Here is a 21,608-nt window from a genome sequence, read left to right on the forward strand (position 1 = left end):
TTGATGCTGATAATCATTTTCATTTTAAGGAGGAAGGTCCCCGTTGTCAATAACATATTTAAATCGAATTGGCAATACTTATTCCTATTTATTCCACTAATTGATGAATTTGATAAAAAAGAGAGGCAGGCTGCTTACGAGTGAGCAGCCTGTGAAGAGGTGAATGTTTTTTCTCGCAGGGCATGACGAATTATGTCAATGATACGATCCTGTTCAGCTTCTGTCATACTTGTTCCAGAGGGGAGACAAAGCCCTGATTCAAATAACAACTCAGATACGGGGGTGCCTTTCGCCGCTGAATAAAAAGAACAATCACGAAAGAGCGGCTGCTGGTGCAGCGGCTTCCATACACGCCTTGCTTCAATCTGTTCTTTTTCTAGTGCAGCAATGATGTCCACTGGAGACGTTTGCTTATCACAATCAATCGTCAATGTCGTCAGCCAGCGGTTGGACTTGGTGTTTTGATATTCTGGCATGAAATAAAGCCCCTCAACATGAGATAACGCATCCTGATAACGCCTGAAAATGCGGCGCTTTTGTTCAACACGCTCGTCCAGTATTTCCATTTGAGCGATCCCGACGCCTGCTAGCAGGTTGCTCATGCGATAGTTGTATCCTATCTCTTGATGCTCATAATGCATCGCGCGTTCTCTAGCCTGTGAAGCGAGAAAGTGGCAGCGTTCGATCGCAGCTTCATCATCACTCACAAGCATTCCGCCGCCTGATGTTGTAATGATTTTATTTCCATTAAACGAATAGACACCGAACCTGCCCATTGAGCCGCTTTTTTTTCCTTTATAAAGAGCGCCTAACGATTCAGCCGCATCCTCAATGACTGGTACATCATATGCTTCACATAACGCCAAGATCTCGTCCATTTTTGCGCTTTGTCCATATAAATGCACGACAATGACAGCACGGGGCATTTTTCCAAGCTGTTTTGATTCCACAAAGGCTTTCTCTAAAGCAAGCGGACACATATTCCATGTATCCCTTTCAGAATCAATAAAAACGGGTGTGGCTTGTTCGTATAAAATCGGATTTGCAGTTGCCACAAATGTGAGGGTGGAACAAAAGACAATGTCCCCTTTTTCAACGCCAATCAGCTTTAATGCGAGGTGAATGGCTGCTGTTCCAGAAGATAAAGCCGCTCCTGCATTCACTCCTGCATAGCGCGCAACTGCCTGCTCAAATTCATTTACAAGAGGTCCAAGCGGTGCAATCCAGTTACTTTTGAAAGCTTCCTCTATTTTCAAAAACTCTTTTCCGCTCATATGCGGTGGTGATAAGTAAATTCGTTTCCTTTCTTGCATCATCTCCCGCCCTCTCTCCGATCTTTGATTTCTATTGCAGGAATGCCTACAGCGACTTTCTGATCGTCAATATCTCTTGTTACTGCGGCTCCTGCGCCAATGATTGTCCAGCTTCCGATCGATGTCCTGGGTATCACAACAGCACCTGCCCCAATATGTGTACCCATTCGTACCGACACACAGCCAGTTAACACTGCTCCCGGTGACAGATGGACAAACGATTCGAGTATACAGTCATGCTCTATGATAGATCCTGTGTTGATAATCGCATGTTCACCGATTGCTGCATCTGCTTGAACTACTGCCGTTGCCATCACGACAGTCCCCCTTCCAATGACCGCTGATGGACTTACGACCGCCCGTGGATGGATGAGTGTGGCAAATGCCGTGTTTTCAAAAGAGAGGCGTTCCTTTACTAACTGTCTGCTCTCATTTTGTCCAATCGCAATCAGCCATTTCATATGTGGCATTGCCTCTCTCAGCTTTTGACTCATGGAGATCGGTCCATACAAGATACTGCTTTGAGTGACTGCCTCTTCAAATTGATCATCTAATACAGCACATAATGAGTAATCGGGATGGGCAGCAATCATGTCTTGAATGACTTTGCTATGCCCACCAGCCCCAATTAAACCAATTGGTTGCTCTTTATATATCGGTTCCTTTGAATTTTTCAGCTGTGGCATGATGCGGCTGCTGCACCCCCTCTGTTTTGATGACTTTCAGCAAGGTCATCCATAAAATTTTCATATCAAGCCAAAATGATTGATGCTCGACATACCAGAGATCATAGGTGAATTTTTCCTCCCAGGAGATCGTGTTCCTTCCATTCACCTGTGCCCATCCAGTAATGCCAGGCTTGACAAGATGGCGCCTTGCTTGCTCCTCTGTATACATCGGCAAATATTCCATCAGAAGCGGCCTTGGTCCAACGAGACTGAGCTCTCCTTTTAGAACATTGACTAGCTGCGGCAATTCATCAAGACTGAGCTTGCGAATCAATGCGCCCGTCTTAGTTAATCGTAGATGATCTGGCAGGAGCACCCCGTGCTCGTCGCGTTCATCGGTCATCGTCCGAAATTTATATAGCATAAATGGCCGGCCATACAGACCAGGCCGCTTCTGCCGAAAAAACACAGGCGTCCCAATTTTCCACCGAATCAGTCCATAAAGCACAAGAAAAAGAAGACTGCCTGCGATGAGCAGCGTCAATGCCACCACCACATCTAACATTCTTTTCATCATGAAATCTCCTTATCTCACTAGCGGAAAACAGCTTGTTTTACCTTACGCACCAGCTGCTGACGCTCTCGTTTTGTTCCTGCAAATTGATACAAGTAGCCCATATAGAGAAAGAAACATAGACCCCCAATACAAAACAGCTCCCACCAGGACGTCACGTCATAAATCGCTTGAATTCCTACACAGACGCCCCAAATCATGAGCGCTCCTGCAAGTGGAACCATCGTATGTTTGTAAAAGATGTTGCGTTTCTGATTCGTGATGCGGGCCGTATAAAATGGCAGAAACACGATATTTTTGATCAATAAAACAATCGCTCCTGCTGATGCAATGCCGTATAAACCAAGCTGAAGTGTATGCGTCAATCCATAGGCAAAAAGCACATTGGATACACCTAATATGAGCGTGACCACCGCCGGAACCTTCAATCGATTAAAAGCGGTCGGGACATATGTCAGCGGTAAAAACATCAAGGTTAAGCATAAATAAGCAGCATGAATCATGAGGAGCCATTTCAGCTCTTCAAAGGCAGGTCCAAGCCACAAAAGCATGAGCGGACCGGCAAGTCCTCCTAGCAGAGCCGCTGGAAACGCGACAAATAACCCGCTCCACTTAATGGCACTTGCTGCATATCGGATGAGACCCTCTTCATCTTGATTTGAGTAAAATTTCGTAATCGTTGGGGCAAACACAACCGCCAATGTTCCTGCTAGTGTGCGTAATAATAATGGAAATTGTAATATCGCCGCATACTGTCCCGTCGCTTCCGCTCCAATGAGCAGATTCGTCATCAATAAATCAATTTGTAAAAATAGCAAAATCCCCATTTGCTCAAAAGAATGCCAGACCCCTGATCGAACAAGTGTGAGACTAGAAGATAGTGAAACGTGCCGCCACTTAAACGAAAACCAAGGGATGAGTTTTTTAAAATAATAGATGCCAATTCCCATAGCCGCCAAGCTTCCTATCACAGCCGCAAGTGGAATATGCCAGATGGCAGGTGCCGTCCATGTAAACAGCAGCACAATCATCAGTGCCCTCAAAAACATCTGAATGGCCTGACCAATACTTGAGACATATAACTTATTCGCATAAAACGGCGCAGCCCCAATGCCGGACATGACAAAATTGAGCATAAATAAAAGACCCCCTAATATAAAGGCGGTCTGTGTGTCCTTTGCGAGATCAACAGGCACATGAAGCCACTCTACCAGCTGGCGGGACATGAAGAGACAAAACAGAAAAAGACTGATTGATAAAAAAATGGAACTGACGAAATAAGATGAGAGATAGCGCTGCGCCTTCTCCATTTCCCCTTTATGAGCCGCCACAGAAAAAAAACGCACCACCACAGCACTTAATGAAGCCGTAATAACCGATAAATAGTTGATCATATTTTGCGTCAGATGGATTAAGCCGAATGCTTCCACTCCAAGTGTATGAACGATATACGGTGTTAAACAAACAGACATAAGCATCATCAAGACAAACGTCATGATGTTTGCACTGGCATTGTAAAGAAACGCTCGATTCATTTTGATTTCACGCAGCGTGTAAAATCCTTCATCCAGCTTCCTCTCCCTTTTGTCCGCTCGTTTTCATCATCTGATGAATCGCCTCTTTCACAGACGCCTCATTCGGTTCTTTCAATAGCGTCAAAAACGGAAGATGGGCCACCCATTCATACCCTTCCATCACCTTATGATCAAATGACCTGAGGACAACACACGGTGTTTGCGTAATCGCACAAAAAATCATGCCGTGAAGCCGGTCTGTCACGACGACCTGTGCCTTACTTAACTCTGTCCATAAGGCAGATAATTCATCTAAGCGCGTCGTTCGATCAACTCGTTTGCCAATTGTCGTAGTGATCAAACCGACTTGATCATACGTCTCTTGAATATGCTGCTTTAGCTGCCGCCGCTCCTTTTCAGTGAGATACGCTTCCTTATCTTCTCGCAAACAAAGGAGAACCCCTTCACGTTTTTGTTCCTTAGACGATTCATCTAATGTGAGCACCATATCAGGCTGTTTCCACACATCTTGAGCAGGGAAGTGCTGCTTCATCCAATTGTAGGTTGTTTGATCTCTTGCCATGAGAAGCAGTCTTGGATGGTGTTTGTATGTTTGAATGGCGCGGCGTTCCTCTCTTTTTCCTCTCTTTGTTTCTGTAAAATGGGCAGTGGCCGGCAATTGAATCACCGGATAGGACTTGAAGGTTTTCATAATAAATTGTCTCGTCCATTCTTCATAACGGTATAAGTCCCCCATATTGCCCCCACCTATGATACAGACGATGTCTTCCGGATGCCGCCTACGCTTTAACGGACGGGCGAGGCGATAGATCTCTTTCATGTCCACTTCCATGATGTCATAGGCGGGAAAGTGCTCTTTTAAAAAACAATAACTCGCATAGGCAATCGCATGATCCCCTAAATTATCATGTCCTGGCAGCAGCGTGAGAATGATTTTCTTCTGATGACTTCGCTCTGGCAGGCTTTGGCGGCTCAGTCGATATTCAAGTGGATATTTCACCTTTAAGAGTAGCCACTCTGCGGCGTGTGCCTTCAATTGCTGCAATGTCAATCTCATCACCCCTATTTCCTTGTTTGATATTCGATCCATTTTTGATAGCTAGAAGCGGCGGCAGAAAGCGGATAGACCAGCCGGCACTTCGCAAGGAATAAAATCATTCGCTTTCGAGCAGTGAGCTTCGATGGTTCCACTTGTTTGACGGCATGCTGAAAAGCTTCGTGTGTCACCATTTCCCGCATGTGATCAAGCTTTTCCCGAAGAGAGAGTGCATTTTGGCTCTTCCATTCGTTGAGCATACAATGAAGGGTGTGATTGACAATAAAAAAATCAAGTGCCTTCTCATACAGAGAGATGTCATCATATTCTGTCAAAAACAAGCGCTGCGCATGATAAAAGGTTAGACCATGATGAAAATACTGCTTTTGATATCGCTGCACAATAGAAGACAGATGAACCCGGTAGTAATAAAGTGGTTCATGGACAAAGGCAATGCCGCGAGCTAAAGAAAAACAGCGCAGCGTCACATATTGATCTTCTATGTTCTCAAGTTCTCCCCGAAGCGGAAATCGAATGTGATGTTCTTCAATAAAGGCACGCCGATACAGCTTATTCCATGAGAACCCCGTCATGTCTCCGTGCAATAACGCTTCAATTAAACTCGTTTTTTCGGAAGACCGCTCGGCTAACAGCGTCGTTGGTATGGTTCGCTTTGACTGTTCAAATTGAATCCAGTACTCACTGATTACTAGATCTGCGCCGGTCATTTCAGCTTTTTCATACAAGGCTTCGCAGTAATGAGGCGCGAGAATATCATCTGAATCAATAAAGGCAATATACGTGCCCTTTGCTTCTTCGATGCCCCGGTTCCTCACAGCGCCTAACCCTTGATTGGTTTGATGAATGACCCGAAACCGCTGATCTTGCTCAGCAAATGCTTCAAGATATTCTCCGCTGTGATCTGTAGATCCATCATTCACAAGAATGACCTCTATATCTGAAAAACTTTGATCTGCAATTGATTGAAGGCATTGCTCCACATATTGACTCGTATTGTAGACTGCGACCAATAGACTGATAGCTGGCATTACAACATGCTCCACCTTTCTCAAAATCTACTTTGTAAATATCGTCCTGTACGGCAACACAGATGAATCGAACGGCATCAGCATGATGCTGTACAGAATATAGCAAACAGCAATCCCTACATAGATAAAGACATTAGACCGCTGATCAAAAATACGTGTGAAGTATGGCAGTAAGATAAGCTGATACAAGCCAAAATAAATATGAAATCTTGCATAAATGACATCCTTTGTGGCAAGGATGCCAAACAAGAAACCGAGCAAACAAAAGTTCACAACGTAATCGCTCTCAGGCGTCAGCTCACGAAGCCGTTTTCGATAAAAGAACGCGAGCAAAAGCGGCAAAATCAATACACCGATTTTTGTCACATTCATTCCATTTGTATTCGTTGTGAGCCATTCCTCGTAATGCCCATATGAACTGCCTTGCAGCATCACGACAAACACGGAAACAAAGCGGTCATAAAGAGCGGTTAACCCTAAGAAAATCATGCATAAGAGCAGCATCATCCATGACCACGATCTTGTTCTCACGATAAAATACACAGGAATCATGATGAGAGCCGATGAATGAAATAATGAACATACGAGGACAAGCGGAAAATACAATTTCCACTGACCATTGATCACAAGACGGATGGCATAAAAAAGAACCGCAGCCACCATATACTGACGCATGCCATTAAACGAAGCGTAATAATGAAAGGTGCCGAGAAAAAGCAGCATACTCAGCTCAAAGGGACGGCCATATTGAATGAGCGTCTTGATGATAAAAAAATAGGTGATCGCCCCAACCGAGATATACATGATTTGCGGATCATGGGACAGTTGATTGAGCATCCATAAAATAAACGTAAATCCCGGGTCAGTGGCCGCCTTGTCCACACCAAATCCGAAGATATGCCAAGGCTTTTCATAATTGATGGAGAACTCATACATCTGTCCATATGTGACAAAATCGGTTCCTACTTTGTACCGAATACCAGCGACAATACAAAGAAACAAAAACGGAAATAATACGAGAATTTTGTTAGGCCGCCATCCGCTTTGAATGGTATCATCACGCCTGCCGTAAAATGCGGCAAAGCTCGACCATAAATAGACCATGATCATGTTCACCAAATATACCGCCATCTGCCATTCCTTCCTTACAGTCCATATCCATTCATCACACGTGTGATGTTCTGTTTGACATCAAATCCTCTTTGTTCAAGCTGGGACGTAATGGTCTCTTGAAGAGGAGGCTCTGCATGATACGCTTCAAGCACCGCCTTCATCCATTCATGCGCGGAATCCCGAAGCGACATTCTTTTCACAAGACCGCAGCCTAAATCTACTTCCTCTGTAATATGATCTGAAATCACACAAGGCAATCCAGATGCCTGTGCTTCCACTAAAACAAGCGGAAGTCCTTCAAACAAGGAAGGCATCACAAATACATCAAATGCTTTCATATATTCTGGAACGTCTGATACGACGCCTGTAAAGACAATGTCGTCTAACAAGCCGGCCTTTTCCGCATATGATTCAACCACCTGCTTCAGCGGTCCATCCCCTACAAGGACAAGCTGAAATGAGACCCCCTGCTTCTTTAAGGTCTGTGCCAGTTCCATAAAAAAAACGTGATTTTTTTGTTCATGAAAACGCCCAATATGACCTATCACCATGCTCTTTTCATGAAGACCTAGCTGCTTTTTGATCTTCACCTTTTCTTCTGGATCAGGCTGAAAGAAAAGGGATAAATCAATCCCATTCGGCAGCACCTCAACCTGTCCATTCTTCATTTTTTTCTGACCAAACAAAAAGGAACCGGCATCCTCACCGCATGCAACAAGCTTTGTAGAAAATGCAAAAATCAGCTGACGAAATCCTTTGAGCATCATATGGTCTACCCAATTTGGCGACTGTTTCCATGCTGTATTATGCGAATGACAAATGCGCACCTTCACACCCGCCAGTTTCGCAGCAAGGGCAGAGAAGCCTGTTTGAAAATCTGTATGTGCATGCACTGCTTGATACGGTCCTGTTCGCTTGATTGTCTTTGTCAATGTTCTGACAAATGCCAAAGGAGAGGACGCCCCAATACTCGGGACATAAAAGATACGCCCGCCGAGTCTCTGAATTTCCTCATCATAATCACAGACATCCTTCCGGTGGGTAATAAAGTCAAATTGAAGGACATTTCTATCGAGTGCACGATAGATGTTCATGATCATCGTTTCAGCTCCGCCCCGGTTCATCCCGCCCACAATATGAAGGACACGCTTTGGCTCACTCATCCCGAATCGTCCTCCTTTTCAACAAAGACGCCGTCAGCTTCCGCTGATGATAAAATTTCATGATCTTCGGTGATAAACAGGCGCGGACCACAGGCTTTAGCGCAAACAAATAATGAACTGGCGACAATTTTAATAACCAGCATGCTTTTAAAACGAGCCAAGCATTATCTATCGAGTATTGAAACTTACGGCGCTGAAAAGCCGCTTCATCCTCTCTCACAAGGTATAACGGCTCTTGTAAATTAAAGCCTTTTCTCCCCGCAGCAAAAAAACGGATCCACAGATCGATATCTTCCATCCGCCTCGTTGTTTTCACAGAGCGATATCCATTTAAAGCCTTGTACGCAGCAGCCCTCATCATAATGGTTCCATGACAAAAAGGCGTCCCTCTTGCCAGCACTTTTCGATCAGGCGCTGAAATCAGTGCACGTACACCTTTAGTACCCGATTCATCAAACACGGTCATCGCCGTCCCGACCACATCATATTCAGGATGTGATTCAAGGAAATGCACCTGTTTTTCTAAACGATCAGGTACTGATATATCATCGCCATCCTGCCTTGCAATCAAGGCTCCCCTCGCTTCAGCTAGACAGCGATTCAGACTGGCAGCGAGCCTTTGATTATGCTCATTGCGGATAAGGCGAATTCTTTCAGGGTCTCGTTTTGTATAGGACAGCACTATTTCATAGGTGCCGTCTGTTGATGCGTCATCACATATGATGAGCTCCCAGTTGTCATATGTTTGATGAAGAATGGATTCAATACTTTCTTCTACTGTGTCTTGGCAATTGTAGACGCCCATGATGATAGACACCTTTGGCTTATGCATGCTCACATCACCTTCTCTGCTTGATCCATATAAGCTGTATAAATTTCTTCCATCGCACTCACCGTCTGCTCCTGTGCAAATGCATGTGCTAAGGAGCGCCCTGCTTTTCCCATGAGGGGCAGTTGATCCCTTTTGTGATAAAGCTGCCGCAAATATTCAGCCAAGTCATTCACATCATGCGGTTTGACTAAAAAACCATTCACGCCATGTCTGATCAGCTCACAGTGTCCTCTATTCTCAGTTGCAATGACCGGCTTTTCCGCAGACATTGCTTCAAGCAGATTCATGCCAAGCCCTTCTCTCAAACTAGTCGACACACATACATCACTCAAGTGCATCCATTCTTCAATTTGTTTGCAAAAACCAGCAAAGTGGACATGCTTTTCAAGATGGAGCTCATGAACCAGCTTTTCATACATCGGCCGCATGGCCCCTTCCCCGGCAAACACGATCTTCACATTTGGTATTTTCCTATATAGCTGGGCACATGCTTTGATGAGCATTCCTTGGTTTTTATTCGCATTTAATTCGCCAGCGCACAGCACAATAAAATCTTCTGAAGAAAAGCCATGGACTGCACGAAGACGCTGCTTCTCTTTTTCATGAACTGGTGCAAATCGTTTCATATCCACACCCATACCAGGAACATAATAAACAGATGCCCGTTCTTTTGATAGACGATCTGCACTTTTAAAATCTTCTCCATTAATGGTGATCAAAGCGTCTGTATGGCGGGCGAGCCATCGCTCAATCGGATAATAGAGCAGCCAGTTTTGAAGCGGCGCTCCTTGCCAAAAGTGAAAGCCATGTGCTGTGTAAAGAACCTTCGTCCCTTTTTTGCGCGCGCTTTTGGCTGCAAGTCTGCCAATTACACTTCCCATTGGTGTGTGGCAATGGATGAAGTCGTAGTGCTCTTTCGCTAATAGCTTCTTCAGCTCCACATACGCAAACCGGTTGTGCACATGAAAAGGAGAGCGCTGAATCGGAATCGAGTGCGCTTGATCCACATAGGGAAGCTCCAGCTGACCATTTGCCGCTGTATGCACTTCCCATCCTTGTTCCTGAAACCACCGGAAATACGGAAGGTGAAATGCCTTAAAATGATAGTCAACCGTTGCGCAAAACAAGACTTTTTTCTTCATCGACAAGCGCTTCCCCCTCTCTTGTCATTTGTTCAGACAACAAATCATGCGATTCGATGGCAGCAAACAACGCTTCTCTCATTTGCTCTTCACTCATCATGTCAAATTCATGGATAAAGCGGTTCAGCACATATGGGTCTCCATCCAGCGCATGGCCGATATGAATTTTCGGGAAAATTTGTTCCTGTGCTTTTTCATGCTGGTTGAGTAGTTCCTCATACATTTTCTCCCCAGGGCGAATGCCTGTGAACGTAATCGGAATCTGGTCTGTGGTGTAACCTGAGAGATGAATGAGGTTTTCTGCGAGGTCAACAATTTTCACTGGCTCCCCCATGTCTAATACGAAAATCTGCCTTCCTTCTGCCAAGGCACCCGCCTGAATGACTAGCCTCGATGCTTCTGGAATGGTCATAAAATATCTTGTCATGGCTGGGTGTGTGACCGTGACCGGCCCGCCTTGTTCAATCTGTTTCTTAAAAATTGGTATGACGCTTCCCCTGCTTCCGAGTACATTTCCAAACCGTACCGCGACAAATTTGGTGTCACTGCTTGCCCCCATGTGCATGATCAGCATTTCAGCAAATCGTTTTGTGGCGCCCATGACATTGGCAGGATTGACCGCTTTGTCAGAGGAAATGAGGACGAATGTTTCAATGCCATGCTCATGTGCAGCTTCTGCGACATTTTTTGTCCCGATAATATTGTTTTTCACTGCTTCTTTTGGACTGATCTCCATGAGCGGGACGTGCTTATGTGCCGCGGCATGATAAATCATATCCGGCTGAAACTGACCAACGATTTCACTCATTTTCTGTTTATCTTGGATATCCGCAATTTGCGGATAGAGGCTGATGGTGTCCCCATAAATTTCTTTCAGCTCTAGTAAAATAGAATGAATGCTAAATTCTCCATGTCCCACAAGCACAATCGCTTGAGGAGCAAACACACAAATTTGACGACAGATTTCGGACCCAATCGATCCACCTGCCCCTGTGACCATGATCGTTTTCCCCTTTAAATGGACAGATAGACGGCTTGAATCTAATTGAATCGGTTCTCTACCTAGTAAATCCTCTGGCTGTACATCTCGTAATTGATTCAGCGCATGGGTTCCTTTTAGAATCTGCTCCATCTCCGGCATGATCTGCGTTTTGACCCCAGTCGCTACGCATTCCTTATACAGCCCTTTTAACGTATGGCTGCTTTTGGACGGAATGGCGATGATGATCTTTTGAATATCCATCATCACAACAGCTGTTTGAATCTGTTCTTTTCCCCCTAAAACAGGCAGTCCCATGATTTCAAGCTTATGTTTCCTCTTGTCATCATCTATGAAGGCGACTGGTTCAATATGTACATCACTCGATTGCTGAAGCTGACGAACGATGATGGTCCCAGCTGATCCGGCGCCAATGATTAAGGCCCGCTCCTTTTCTACCTGCAGCCGCTTTGCCCCATCATGAAATAGCCGGGATGCCATTCGAGATGCACCGATGAATAATACGTGAAAAAGCCACACGATGAATAAAAAACGAAAGGGCCATGTCTGCACGAAAAGGTACAGCATTGCCATTGAAAATAAAAAAGAACATGCAAAGGTCTTCATTAAAGAAAATAGCTCTCTTACCCCTGTATAAGCCCATACTTGCTTGTACACGTGAAAAATATACGAAAACAAATGGTGCCCAATGAGTAGACTGAGCGAAGAAATGACGAGCATTTCAAATGTATAAACAGTTAACGCCGCTTCTTGGACAAATTGAAAACCAAAAAAGACAGCCACTAAGATGAGATATGAATCTAGTGCCACGATGATTGATAATCTTTGGGCGTAAGTCAACGCTCCTCCCCCTTTTTAAAACATCACTATTCTTACGTAAAATGGGCATCAAACCCGTCCTCACATCCCACTATTGATGACGAGCATCTAAGGCATTGGTCATGCCCACAGCAGGATCGAGTGCCTCCATTGTTAAAGATTAGGAGACATCACCTATCAATCTTGTTAATACATATACAGCCTTCCCTTTTTCTCTTTCTTGCCATTTAGCATAGCCCCAAGCAGTTTACCTGTTGTCCCGTCTAACACTTCTTTTGATTTCTTCACTGCAGCTATCTTGGTTTTGCCGCTTAAGACAACAAGAATGCTCCCATCTGTCCGGTTCGCTAGGATCTTTGCATCGGCTACTGGCAGAAGCGGCGCAGAATCAACAATCACCATGTCATATTGCTGTTCAATTTCATAAAACAGCTGCTTCATGACAGAAGAGGAGAGCAGCTCAGCTGGATTCGGCGGAATGGTTCCGCTCGGAAGCAGCTCTAAATGCTCAATAGGTGTGGGTAAAATGGCTTCCTCCAAGCTGCAATTATTTAATAGCACATTGGTCAAGCCCGTGTGATGGCTCAGGTCAAAATATTCATGAAGAGCCGGCTTTCGCAAATCAGCATCCATCAGCAGCACACGCTTTTTCTGCTGTGCAAAAACAGCTGCTAGATTTGCAGCCGTAAATGATTTCCCTTCCTTCGGCAAGGAGGATGTCACCAATATGGATTTCAGCCTTGTTTGGATTGATGTGAATTCGATGTTCGTTCGGATCGTACGGAATTGTTCTGCTATGACAGAGTGAGGATTTAATACAGAAATACAGGTTAAATCTCTCTTTTCTCTTTTCTTTCTCTTAAAGATCAATGTTCTGTCCTCCCGTTATGACGGACTGCTTGTCTTTTTTTGCCCTCCTGTCTGCCTGCATCTGATAGACGCTGCCGAGCGACGGCAATCCGATCTCTTCTCTTATTTGATGTGTTCGTTTTACAGTATCATCGAGTAGGTTCATTAAGAAAATGAGTGTTATCCCCCCTAATAAAGAGGCGCCTAGTGCCAGTACGATATGAACGAATTTTCTTGAATTCATGAGAATCGTATTGGACAGCTTGGCTTCAGACAAAACATTAATGCGATCCATATTCATGGTTTTTTTGATTTCTTCTTGCAGCACCTCTGTTGCAGTATTTGCGATGGCGACTGCCTTTGCGCGATCCTCATCTTGTACAGAAATATTAATGACCTCAGACTCATTTTCTGTACTTGTGGCAATTTTGTGTTTTAATCCTTCAGCTGATTCTGTGAGGTTGAGTGTTTCTTTTACTTTTTCAATGACGATTGGACTTTTTAATAAAACTTGAAAGGTACGTGTATATTGAAGGTTCATCTGAATATCGTTTAAGTTTGCTTGTGCGTCATTGCTGCGTTTATGAACAAGAATTTGAGTGGTTGCCTGATATACAGGAGTCGAGACATAGAACTGATAGTAGGCTGAAATGCCCGTTACGATCAGGACAATCAGGATCAGAAGGGCCATTTTCTCTTTAATGACAGAAAACAGCTGCTTAAAACCTATATTCTCATTCATAGATACCTCCCGATTTCATCATAAAAAGGTTATATATGGTTTCTTTTTGTTAATGATTGGATTATAAAAGATAATACCCGCAAAGAAAAATGTCATAATAGGTCTTATAGTTCTTTTTAAAGAACAAAATCGTTCGTTTTCTTTTGTTTACTTCCTGATTCTTACGTTTTTGAATTTTATAAAGAACAATTTATTTCTTATAATGAACGAAAAGGTCGCACTACGATTCGCCAGGGAGAAGGGAGATCATTGATCGAATGATAGGAAAGGTGATACGCATTTACCGAAAGAGGAAAGGATACTCCATTCAGCAGCTGGCTGAAGATGCCCATGTTTCTAAATCTTATTTGAGTAAGATTGAGCGTGGTGTCCACAGAAATCCATCTGTCCAGTTTTTAAAAAAGGTATCCTCTTCGCTAGAGATTGATTTACAAGAGCTATTTGATGCAGAGACGTTGATGTTTCATGAGTCTGAGAGTGGTGAACATGAATGGCGGGAGCATATCGTCAATGCCGTTCAATCCGGTATGCCAAAAGAAGAACTCTATCAGCTGCTCCAAACGTATCGAAAAGAGCAGGAAGAAAGGACGTTACATGTCACTCATAGAAGGTTGACGGATTCAAATATATCAGAGTGGAAGCGTCTGATGAGTGAAGCGAAGGCCATCGGCTTAAGCATTGAGGAAGTAAAAGCATTCCTCGCCAACATGGGAGAACGACGGGCGTAAGCCTTTCAGGAAGAGTCAAATTGCGGGGAGAGGCGTTTGACGCTTCGCTGAAAAAGAGCCTTTTATCATGAAAAGGCTCTTTTTTCTCTTATTCTGCTTTTTTCGTTCGTGCTTTTTTCGTTATATCATTGTTTTTCCAATAGGCCCAGAGAGATGTAATCCCAAGAAAGGCTAACGTGATGAATTGCTGAATACCTTCTTCATCAATAGGTATTGGGCTTTTTCCCGCAGCGGTTAGCGCACTGTTGACAAGTGCGAGCAAAAGCAGCACAAACCTTGCGATTGTACCTGCACTAATTTTTTGAACCTCCAACTGTAACCCCTCCCTTTCTTCGCCTTCACGGGCGGTACGGCTCGTTCTCTCTCATATGTATGCAAAAGCCGAAAGAATAGAAGAGCGGATCAAAAAAAGAGACATCATGCCTATATAAGGAATGATGCCTGATTTCATCTTATTTTGATGTAGAAAACATCTCTTTCGCTTCATCCAATGCCATTTTATTGCCTAGTGCTGAGTAATCGAGCCATGGCTGATCGGCAATCGGATAAACTTGGTTGTTCTTCACGGCTTTTAGACCCTTCCAAATCGGCGTCTTTTCTAATTGCTTGAATGCTTGCTGGGCTTTATCATCACGGTTCACGACAACAAAGATAGCATCTGCATCATAGTCAGGAAGAACCTCTTGAGAAATCACTTCAAATGGCCGCTTGCTGTCCAGTTTCTTCACACCATCGACAGGTGTGAGGCCTAAATCCTCATACAAAATTGGACCCATTGGGCGCTTCATGCTAAATACTCGAAGCTCCTTTGCCGTCACACGGATCGCCATTACTTTTCCGTTTCCAATCTTTTGCTTGATGAGCGATTTGACTTCTTTTGCTTCTTGATTGTAATCCTGAATATATTGATCGGCTTCTTTCTCTTTATTGACGAGCTTGCCGATTTTTTTCAAATGATCGCGCCAAGTGCCGTTATTTAAATTAAACACTTCTGTTTTGGCAATTTTTTTATATTTCGATAAGTCTTGTCCAGCTAGTTCTTCATCAATGTAAATAACATCTGGTTGTAATGCAAGCAGCGACTCCATATCGGGATCGGCTGCGATGCCCAGCTTCTTCGTACCACTCAACTGCTTTTTCGCATGCGGAAGGAAATCTTTTAAATCCCCTCCTACAACAGAGCCTGCCGGCTTGATGCCGAGAGCTAATAAGTCATTCGTTAAATGAATAGACAAGGAAGCAATTTTCGGTGTTCCATGATCATTTTGAGTTGCTTTATTCTTTGTTTCCTGTTGACCACAAGCGGCAAGCAAGATAAAACAGAGTGTTAAACCAAGCACAAGTAATTTTTTCATGATGAGTTCCTCTTTCTTGTTTTATTTCGTTTTTGCTAATAAATAGAGAAAATAAGGAGCGCCGATAAAAGCCACAACGACACCCGCTGGAATGGCATTTGGGGCAAAGATGGAACGTCCGATTGTATCGGCACTGACCAAAATCAACAAGCCAATCAGCGCACTAACTGGTAAAAAATATTGATGGAGTGAGCCGACAAGCCGCCTTGCCAAATGCGGGGCGACAAGTCCAATAAAACCAATACCGCCTGTCATTGAAACACTTGCACTCGCCAAACCAACAGCTAAGGTCAGTAAAAGGAGACGCTGACGCTGGACACGTACACCTACGCTTGAGGCGACAGCATCTCCTAATGTCAACGCATTGAGCGTGCTTGACTGCATCAGCGTAAACGGCACAAGGCATACAATCCAAGGCAAAAGCGCTAACACATGAATCCAATCTCTCCCCCAGACATTGCCGACAAGCCATCTTGAAGCAAATGTGTAAGTATCTTCATCCAGCTTCAATGACAAAAATAACGTCAAAGCACTGAATCCCGCTGCAACTGCAATTCCTACTAGGATCAGCCGGATGGGAACGAGCCCTTCCTGCCGGTCATACGCCAGAAGCACGATGACCGCTGCCGCAAGAAGCCCTCCGCCAAATGTAAAGAGCGGAATAAGAAGAGAGGGATTGCCTTCTAGAGCGTGGAAATACGTTACAAACACGATTAAGCCAAATGCGGCGCCTGCATTCAGTCCAATAATCCCTGGATCAGCCAGCGGGTTTCGAGATAGACTTTGCAAAATGCCTCCCGCAATACCAAGCCCAATTCCCGCTAGCATCGTTACCACGATTCGAGGCAGACGATAGTCAAACAGCACGGTTTCACTTTGAAAATCTCCAAAGCCGAATAACGTTTTGACGACCACAAGAGGATTTAGTTTCAGCGTACCGGTATTTAAGCTATAAAGCACAACAGCCACACTTAAACAAAGCAAAACGACCGTCACAACAAGAGCCCGCTGTTTCTCTCTCATGACAGGTTCCTCCCTTCTTTTCTGGCAATATACAAGAAGAAAGGAACACCGACAAGTGCCACCATCACGCCAATGGCAAGCTCTCGCGGTGGATTAACGGTGCGGCTGGCAAAGTCAGCAAAGACAAGCAGCACCGCGCCTAATATCGCTGACATCGGAATGACGAAACGATAGTTTACACCAACCAGCTTTCGTGCGATATGCGGGATAACAAGACCGACAAACCCAATGGAGCCGACTGCTGACACAGAAACCCCTGCTAATAATACAGCAGCTGCCATTCCTAGTATTCGCACTTGTCGCGTTTTCACCCCTAAATTTGCCGCTACATCTTCACCAAGCGACAGTAGCGACAGTGACCGTCCTAATAGCATCGCCCAGACGATCACTATGAGAATGACCGGAGCAAGAATTGTCAGCTGCGGCCATTTCACACCAGCCACTCCGCCTGCATACCAAAACGCAAGGTCCTGACTTAAGTCAAAATAAATCGCGATTCCAGAGCTAAGTGCATGAAGCAATGCAGCCACAACGGCCCCTGCTACAGTTAAGCGCAGCGGTGTCAAAACGCCGCCAGCCGCACCAATCGCAAAGATCAGCAGCGTACTGAGCACTGCACCAATAAAGGAAAACAACATCAGTGCCGAATAAGGGATGCCTGGGAAAAAAGCAAAACAGAGAGCGACCACGAACATCGCACCTCCATTGATGCCCAAAATCCCCGCATCGGCCAGAGGGTTTCTTGTGATCCCCTGCATGAGCGCACCCGCTACGGCAAATGCCGCTCCAACAAGAGCCGCTCCTAAAACACGTGGAAGTCTCAATTCATGGATGATCTGCTGCTCTGTGACATCTGGCTGATAGTCAAATACAGCTGTCCAAACCGTTTGCAGAGACAATGTTTTGGCACCATATGACACAGCCAAAAACATGGCAGCCGCCAAACCAATGACGGCGAGAAAAAATATCAAAAAGAACAGAATATATGATGATCGTTTTTGTTGAGGTGTTCGCTTATCCTGCAAAATCGGTGTCATCCTTTTCTTCATTAAAAGTCTGTTTGAAAATGAGAATCATAATCATCAAAATTATATCTGCCTGCCTCTCAAAAATCAATGTACGCCTTATTTTTTAATTAATGAAGGTATTCAGATGACCGTGTCATACAGTGTGTTTGCTCGTTTGAAACGGCCTATCACTTTTTCTCATAGTTTAATAGGAAAATAGTTGACATTCCGCCTGAATATCCTCTAAAATTACAAAAGTAAGTCAAATGTTATAAAAATATTACAAAAAGATGTCAAACCGATAAAGAATGGCCCGTCTTGAGAGGAGATTTGAACGTTGTGTCACTAAAGGGAAAATGGAGTATCGGCCTATTTGCACTTGCGATCGTCATTGGAATCGTCGCTTTCTTTCAGAATCAACAAGCAAGTGGGACCGAGAAGAAAAATGTAAAGCAGGATACGAACTATAAAAACGTCGAAATCGTTACTCTCGTAAATGACGGGAAATTTATGAGATATGCAGTCAACTATCCTCTTTTTCATCAAAAAGAGCTAGATGACAAGATTCAAAGCTACGCCAATTCAGCTTTAGAGCATTTCAAAAAGACGTTTAGTGAAGCCAAAGACGTCGATGAAAACAAACGCTTTGAACTGAATATTGATTATGATATGGTGCATTATGCGAAGCAGTCTGCTGCGATTCGCTTTACGACTTATACCTATACAGGTCAGCAAAATGGGACCACCAATCATCTCACGATCAACTATGATTTTCAGAAAAAAACCTTTCTTGACACAAAAGATTTATTTCTGCCTAAAACCAACTTTTTGAAGAAATTATCCTACATTACATATTCGGAGCTTCAAAAGGACAAAACGTTATCTAAGGATCAGACGCTCCTTCAGAAAGGAACTGCCCCTACTGCTCAAAACTTCAGTCAATTTGCCTTGAAAGAGAAATATGTAGAATTTTATTTCCCAGCATCTCAAGTAGCCGGCGAAGATCTTGGTCCGCAAACACTCGCAATTAAAAAGACGCTGCTAAAAGATATATTGAAGCCAGAATATATGAATAAAACCAAAAATCAAAATGAAATGAAAGAACCAAATCCGAAAAGAAAAGCCGTCAAGCTGCCGCAAAAATCAAAGCTTGATCCAAATAAAAAAGCCATTGCCCTTACATTTGATGATGGTCCGAACCCAGCGACCACCTCAAAAATTTTAGAAGCACTGAAGGAAAATAAAGGACATGCGACCTTTTTCGTATTAGGCAGCAGGGTGCAGTATTATCCTAGTATGCTTGCCGATATTCTAAAAGGCGGGAATGAAATCGGAAACCATTCTTACAGTCATCCTTTATTAACAAGACTGCCTTTAAAGGAGGCGGTAAAACAAGTGAAGGACACTCAGAAGCTGATTGAGAAAGCGAGCGGGTATTTACCTACGCACTTTAGACCGCCATATGGTGGAACAAATCAAGACATCAATCAAGCGGTTGAGATGAAGGTCTCTTTATGGGATGTTGATCCTGAGGATTGGAAAATTCGCAACAGCCAGCAGATCACAAACCACGTTCTCTCACATGCAGCAGATGGCAGAACGGTGTTGATGCACGATATTTATGACAGCTCAGCTCAAGCAGCAGTGAAGATCATTCATGAACTCACCAAACAAGGCTATCAGCTCGTCACGGTCAGTGAACTTGATCAATTAAAAAAAGAACGGAATGAACAAGCCCCTGTGCAATAACACAGGGGTGTTCTTTATGACTCCAAAGATTTCTTTTGTTTCAATAATGCTTGAAATGTCTCCTCCAGCTCCTGAGACGGCTCAATACTTAACCGGCTGAGCACTTCAGACAGCTGTAAATCAATTAACAGCAGCTCCTCTTCTCTTTGGGTAACAGCTGGTTTGTCGTCTTTTTGTTTATACGCTTCATATGTCCCATCAAATGCTTCAATACGCTTTTCATGAACATGAAAAATGCGAGTCGCCACCTTCTCAACCAGTCTGCGATCATGGGAAACGAACACAACAGTACCAGGGTAATCCTTTAATAGACCTTCAAGCGCTTCAACTGCCGCCAGATCTAGAAAGTTCGTCGGTTCATCCAGCATGAGGACATTGGCATCGCTGACAAGCAAGGACGCCAGCATGGTCTTCACCCGTTCTCCCCCGCTTAATACCCCAACAGGTTTATACACGTCATCTCCTCGAAATCCAAGTCTCGCTAAAACCGTTCGTACTACTGTCTCATCTTGAACTGCCTCTTTCAGCGCATTTTGTAAAATCGATTCATCTACCTTTAATCCTGAAAGATCCTGACGAAAATAGCCGAGCTTGACAGCTTCTGAGCGAGAAACTCCGGGATGTCCATTCACCAGCATTCGGAGAAATGTCGTTTTTCCGCTCCCATTCTTGCCAATGATGGCGACCTTGTCCCCGCCTCTCACTTCCACATTCGCCTGTTTCCAAAGCAATTGATCGCCCGCCTTGCCATCTACATTTTTCACTCGCAAAATGGTACGGCTCGCTACTTCTTTCATTGAATGCTGCGTCATTTGAATGGGCTGAATGTCTTTTACTTTCTCAACCTTTTCTAATTTCTCCATTCTTGTTTCAATCGATTTGGCTGTTTTTTGCAGTTTTTTTTGTTTATTTGCATAGTAGGGCTTTGCAATTTTTGGTCCTGATGATTTCAGCTTTTGGGATGGCTTTGTCGCTTTGTCGGCTTTTTTCTTTTTCTTTTCCAGCGCATGCTCTAACTGTTTTTTCTTTTGGGTATAAGCTTCGTACGCTTCCACCTGTTGACGATGCGCTAACTCTTTTTGCTGTGCAAATTGCGTGTAGTTACCTTTGTATTGATTGAGCCGTCCATGATCCAGCTCCCAAATCTCCGTACATACCGCATCTAAAAAAGCACGATCATGTGAAACGACAATAAGGGCTCCTTGATAATTGTTCAACTTCTCTTCCAGCCACTCAATGTGCTCTGTATCTAAATGAGTCGTTGGTTCATCTGCTAACAAAAGGGCAGAAGGACGGTTTAACGCGCTTTCAATATAAGACTGGGTCATCTCACCACCACTCTGTGTGCCATCCGCTTGTTTTAACTGAGGAAGCAGTGTGCAGGTCGTTGTGGCAGCAAACGTGCCACTGTCTGGTTTCTCTTGCCCCGTGAGCACGTGTAATAATGTCGTTTTCCCGCTTCCATTTGCCCCGACAAGTCCAATGCGGTCACTTTGATGGATGGTCAGTTCCTCAATATCAAATAACAATCGATCTTTTCGAAACACTTTTAACTGATTGGCCTTTACTAACATCCAACCCTCTCCTTTCGTATCAGGAGACATGAAAAAGCCTCCCATTCTCAGAATAGGAGGCAAAATGGTGTACAAAAATAAGCGGATCAATTTCGGATGACGTGCCGTTCCTATATGAACACACACATCCCCCGTATCAATCTCCTCATTCTTTGATTCCCAAGCTGTACCATCCTATTCCGAAGCTAAAAAATGAAAACGCAGCAAACATGGCAAACCAATCGTTTGCTCACTGCCTTCATTTTTTCATTTTGCTTACAGGTCATAGGATTAGTACTTCATTGCATTGGGTCACCCTTCCGTCGTTTGTTACGTTTACAATAAAAGATTGGTTATT

General features: G+C 44.0%; 20 protein-coding genes. 2 read left to right on the forward strand and 18 right to left on the reverse strand.

Annotated features, from left to right (window positions below; genetic code table 11):
- Positions 1-134: 134 nt before the first annotated feature.
- The 13 genes from MHH68_RS15565 to MHH68_RS15625 all read right to left on the reverse strand — a co-directional run bounded on the left by MHH68_RS15565 (position 135) and on the right by MHH68_RS15625 (position 13,835).
- Positions 135-1,313, reverse strand: a complete 1,179-nt coding sequence (locus MHH68_RS15565) for an aminotransferase class I/II-fold pyridoxal phosphate-dependent enzyme (protein WP_339165812.1) — start codon at positions 1,311-1,313, stop codon at positions 135-137.
- Positions 1,313-1,999: an acetyltransferase gene (locus MHH68_RS15570; RefSeq protein ID WP_339163952.1), complete on the reverse strand. Its 687-nt coding sequence runs from the start codon at positions 1,997-1,999 to the stop codon at positions 1,313-1,315. Before MHH68_RS15570 ends, MHH68_RS15565 begins: the two co-directional genes overlap by 1 nt.
- Complete coding sequence (locus tag MHH68_RS15575; RefSeq protein WP_339163954.1) at positions 1,962-2,555, reverse strand: sugar transferase; 594 nt, start codon at positions 2,553-2,555, stop codon at positions 1,962-1,964. Before MHH68_RS15575 ends, MHH68_RS15570 begins: the two co-directional genes overlap by 38 nt.
- A 20-nt stretch (positions 2,556-2,575) precedes the next feature.
- The gene (locus MHH68_RS15580; RefSeq protein ID WP_339163957.1) at positions 2,576-4,090 is read right to left on the reverse strand and encodes an MATE family efflux transporter; all 1,515 of its coding nucleotides are present in this window, start codon (positions 4,088-4,090) and stop codon (positions 2,576-2,578) included.
- A 28-nt stretch (positions 4,091-4,118) separates the two neighbouring features.
- Positions 4,119-5,147, reverse strand: a complete 1,029-nt coding sequence (locus MHH68_RS15585) for a polysaccharide pyruvyl transferase family protein (RefSeq protein WP_339163960.1) — start codon at positions 5,145-5,147, stop codon at positions 4,119-4,121.
- A 5-nt stretch (positions 5,148-5,152) separates the two neighbouring features.
- The gene (locus MHH68_RS15590) at positions 5,153-6,175 is read right to left on the reverse strand and encodes a glycosyltransferase (RefSeq protein WP_058013646.1); all 1,023 of its coding nucleotides are present in this window, start codon (positions 6,173-6,175) and stop codon (positions 5,153-5,155) included.
- A gap of 27 nt (positions 6,176-6,202) precedes the next feature.
- Positions 6,203-7,306 carry an EpsG family protein gene (locus tag MHH68_RS15595; RefSeq protein WP_058013645.1) on the reverse strand — a complete coding sequence of 368 codons (1,104 nt, stop codon included), beginning with the start codon at positions 7,304-7,306 and terminating at the stop codon, positions 6,203-6,205.
- Between the two features lie 14 nt (positions 7,307-7,320).
- Entirely contained in the window at positions 7,321-8,451 is a 1,131-nt protein-coding gene (locus tag MHH68_RS15600; RefSeq protein WP_339163965.1) for a glycosyltransferase family 1 protein, read from the reverse strand.
- Positions 8,444-9,283, reverse strand: coding sequence for a glycosyltransferase (locus MHH68_RS15605; RefSeq protein ID WP_339163967.1), 840 nt, complete (start codon positions 9,281-9,283; stop codon positions 8,444-8,446). The genes MHH68_RS15600 and MHH68_RS15605 overlap by 8 nt, the downstream gene beginning before the upstream one ends.
- A gap of 2 nt (positions 9,284-9,285) precedes the next feature.
- Positions 9,286-10,425 (reverse strand): glycosyltransferase family 4 protein, encoded by a 1,140-nt coding sequence (locus tag MHH68_RS15610; protein WP_058013642.1) that lies wholly within the window; start codon positions 10,423-10,425, stop codon positions 9,286-9,288.
- A complete protein-coding gene (locus tag MHH68_RS15615) occupies positions 10,391-12,265 on the reverse strand; it encodes a nucleoside-diphosphate sugar epimerase/dehydratase (protein ID WP_058013641.1) in 1,875 nt (624 codons plus the stop codon). The genes MHH68_RS15610 and MHH68_RS15615 overlap by 35 nt, the downstream gene beginning before the upstream one ends.
- Positions 12,266-12,430: 165 nt before the next feature.
- On the reverse strand, positions 12,431-13,114 hold the full coding sequence (locus MHH68_RS15620) for a CpsD/CapB family tyrosine-protein kinase (protein ID WP_058013640.1): 684 nt from the start codon (positions 13,112-13,114) through the stop codon (positions 12,431-12,433).
- A complete protein-coding gene (locus MHH68_RS15625; protein ID WP_044138999.1) occupies positions 13,104-13,835 on the reverse strand; it encodes a Wzz/FepE/Etk N-terminal domain-containing protein in 732 nt (243 codons plus the stop codon). The genes MHH68_RS15620 and MHH68_RS15625 overlap by 11 nt, the downstream gene beginning before the upstream one ends.
- Positions 13,836-14,092: 257 nt before the next feature.
- Between MHH68_RS15625 and MHH68_RS15630 the strand changes: the two genes are divergently transcribed.
- Complete coding sequence (locus MHH68_RS15630; RefSeq protein ID WP_058013639.1) at positions 14,093-14,563, forward strand: helix-turn-helix domain-containing protein; 471 nt, start codon at positions 14,093-14,095, stop codon at positions 14,561-14,563.
- A gap of 88 nt (positions 14,564-14,651) precedes the next feature.
- Here MHH68_RS15630 and MHH68_RS15635 read toward each other — a convergent pair whose 3' ends face one another.
- The 4 genes from MHH68_RS15635 to MHH68_RS15650 form a co-directional block, all read right to left on the reverse strand.
- Complete coding sequence (locus MHH68_RS15635; RefSeq protein ID WP_058013638.1) at positions 14,652-14,876, reverse strand: phage holin; 225 nt, start codon at positions 14,874-14,876, stop codon at positions 14,652-14,654.
- Positions 14,877-15,015: 139 nt separating this feature from the next.
- Positions 15,016-15,921: an iron-hydroxamate ABC transporter substrate-binding protein gene (locus MHH68_RS15640; protein ID WP_061409695.1), complete on the reverse strand. Its 906-nt coding sequence runs from the start codon at positions 15,919-15,921 to the stop codon at positions 15,016-15,018.
- Between the two features lie 18 nt (positions 15,922-15,939).
- Complete coding sequence (locus MHH68_RS15645; RefSeq protein ID WP_169055743.1) at positions 15,940-16,941, reverse strand: iron ABC transporter permease; 1,002 nt, start codon at positions 16,939-16,941, stop codon at positions 15,940-15,942.
- Positions 16,938-17,966, reverse strand: coding sequence for an iron ABC transporter permease (locus tag MHH68_RS15650; protein ID WP_339163972.1), 1,029 nt, complete (start codon positions 17,964-17,966; stop codon positions 16,938-16,940). The genes MHH68_RS15645 and MHH68_RS15650 overlap by 4 nt, the downstream gene beginning before the upstream one ends.
- A gap of 321 nt (positions 17,967-18,287) precedes the next feature.
- On the opposite strand from MHH68_RS15650, the gene MHH68_RS15655 reads away from it, so the two are divergent.
- Positions 18,288-19,697 carry a polysaccharide deacetylase family protein gene (locus MHH68_RS15655; RefSeq protein ID WP_339163975.1) on the forward strand — a complete coding sequence of 470 codons (1,410 nt, stop codon included), beginning with the start codon at positions 18,288-18,290 and terminating at the stop codon, positions 19,695-19,697.
- A gap of 14 nt (positions 19,698-19,711) precedes the next feature.
- Here MHH68_RS15655 and abc-f read toward each other — a convergent pair whose 3' ends face one another.
- Positions 19,712-21,271 (reverse strand): ABC-F type ribosomal protection protein, encoded by a 1,560-nt coding sequence (abc-f, locus tag MHH68_RS15660; RefSeq protein ID WP_339165814.1) that lies wholly within the window; start codon positions 21,269-21,271, stop codon positions 19,712-19,714.
- Between the last annotated feature and the right edge of the window lie 337 nt (positions 21,272-21,608).

This window comes from Bacillus sp. FSL K6-2841 (assembly GCF_037976435.1).
GTDB classification, from domain to species: Bacteria; Bacillota; Bacilli; order Bacillales; family Bacillaceae; genus Bacillus; species Bacillus pumilus.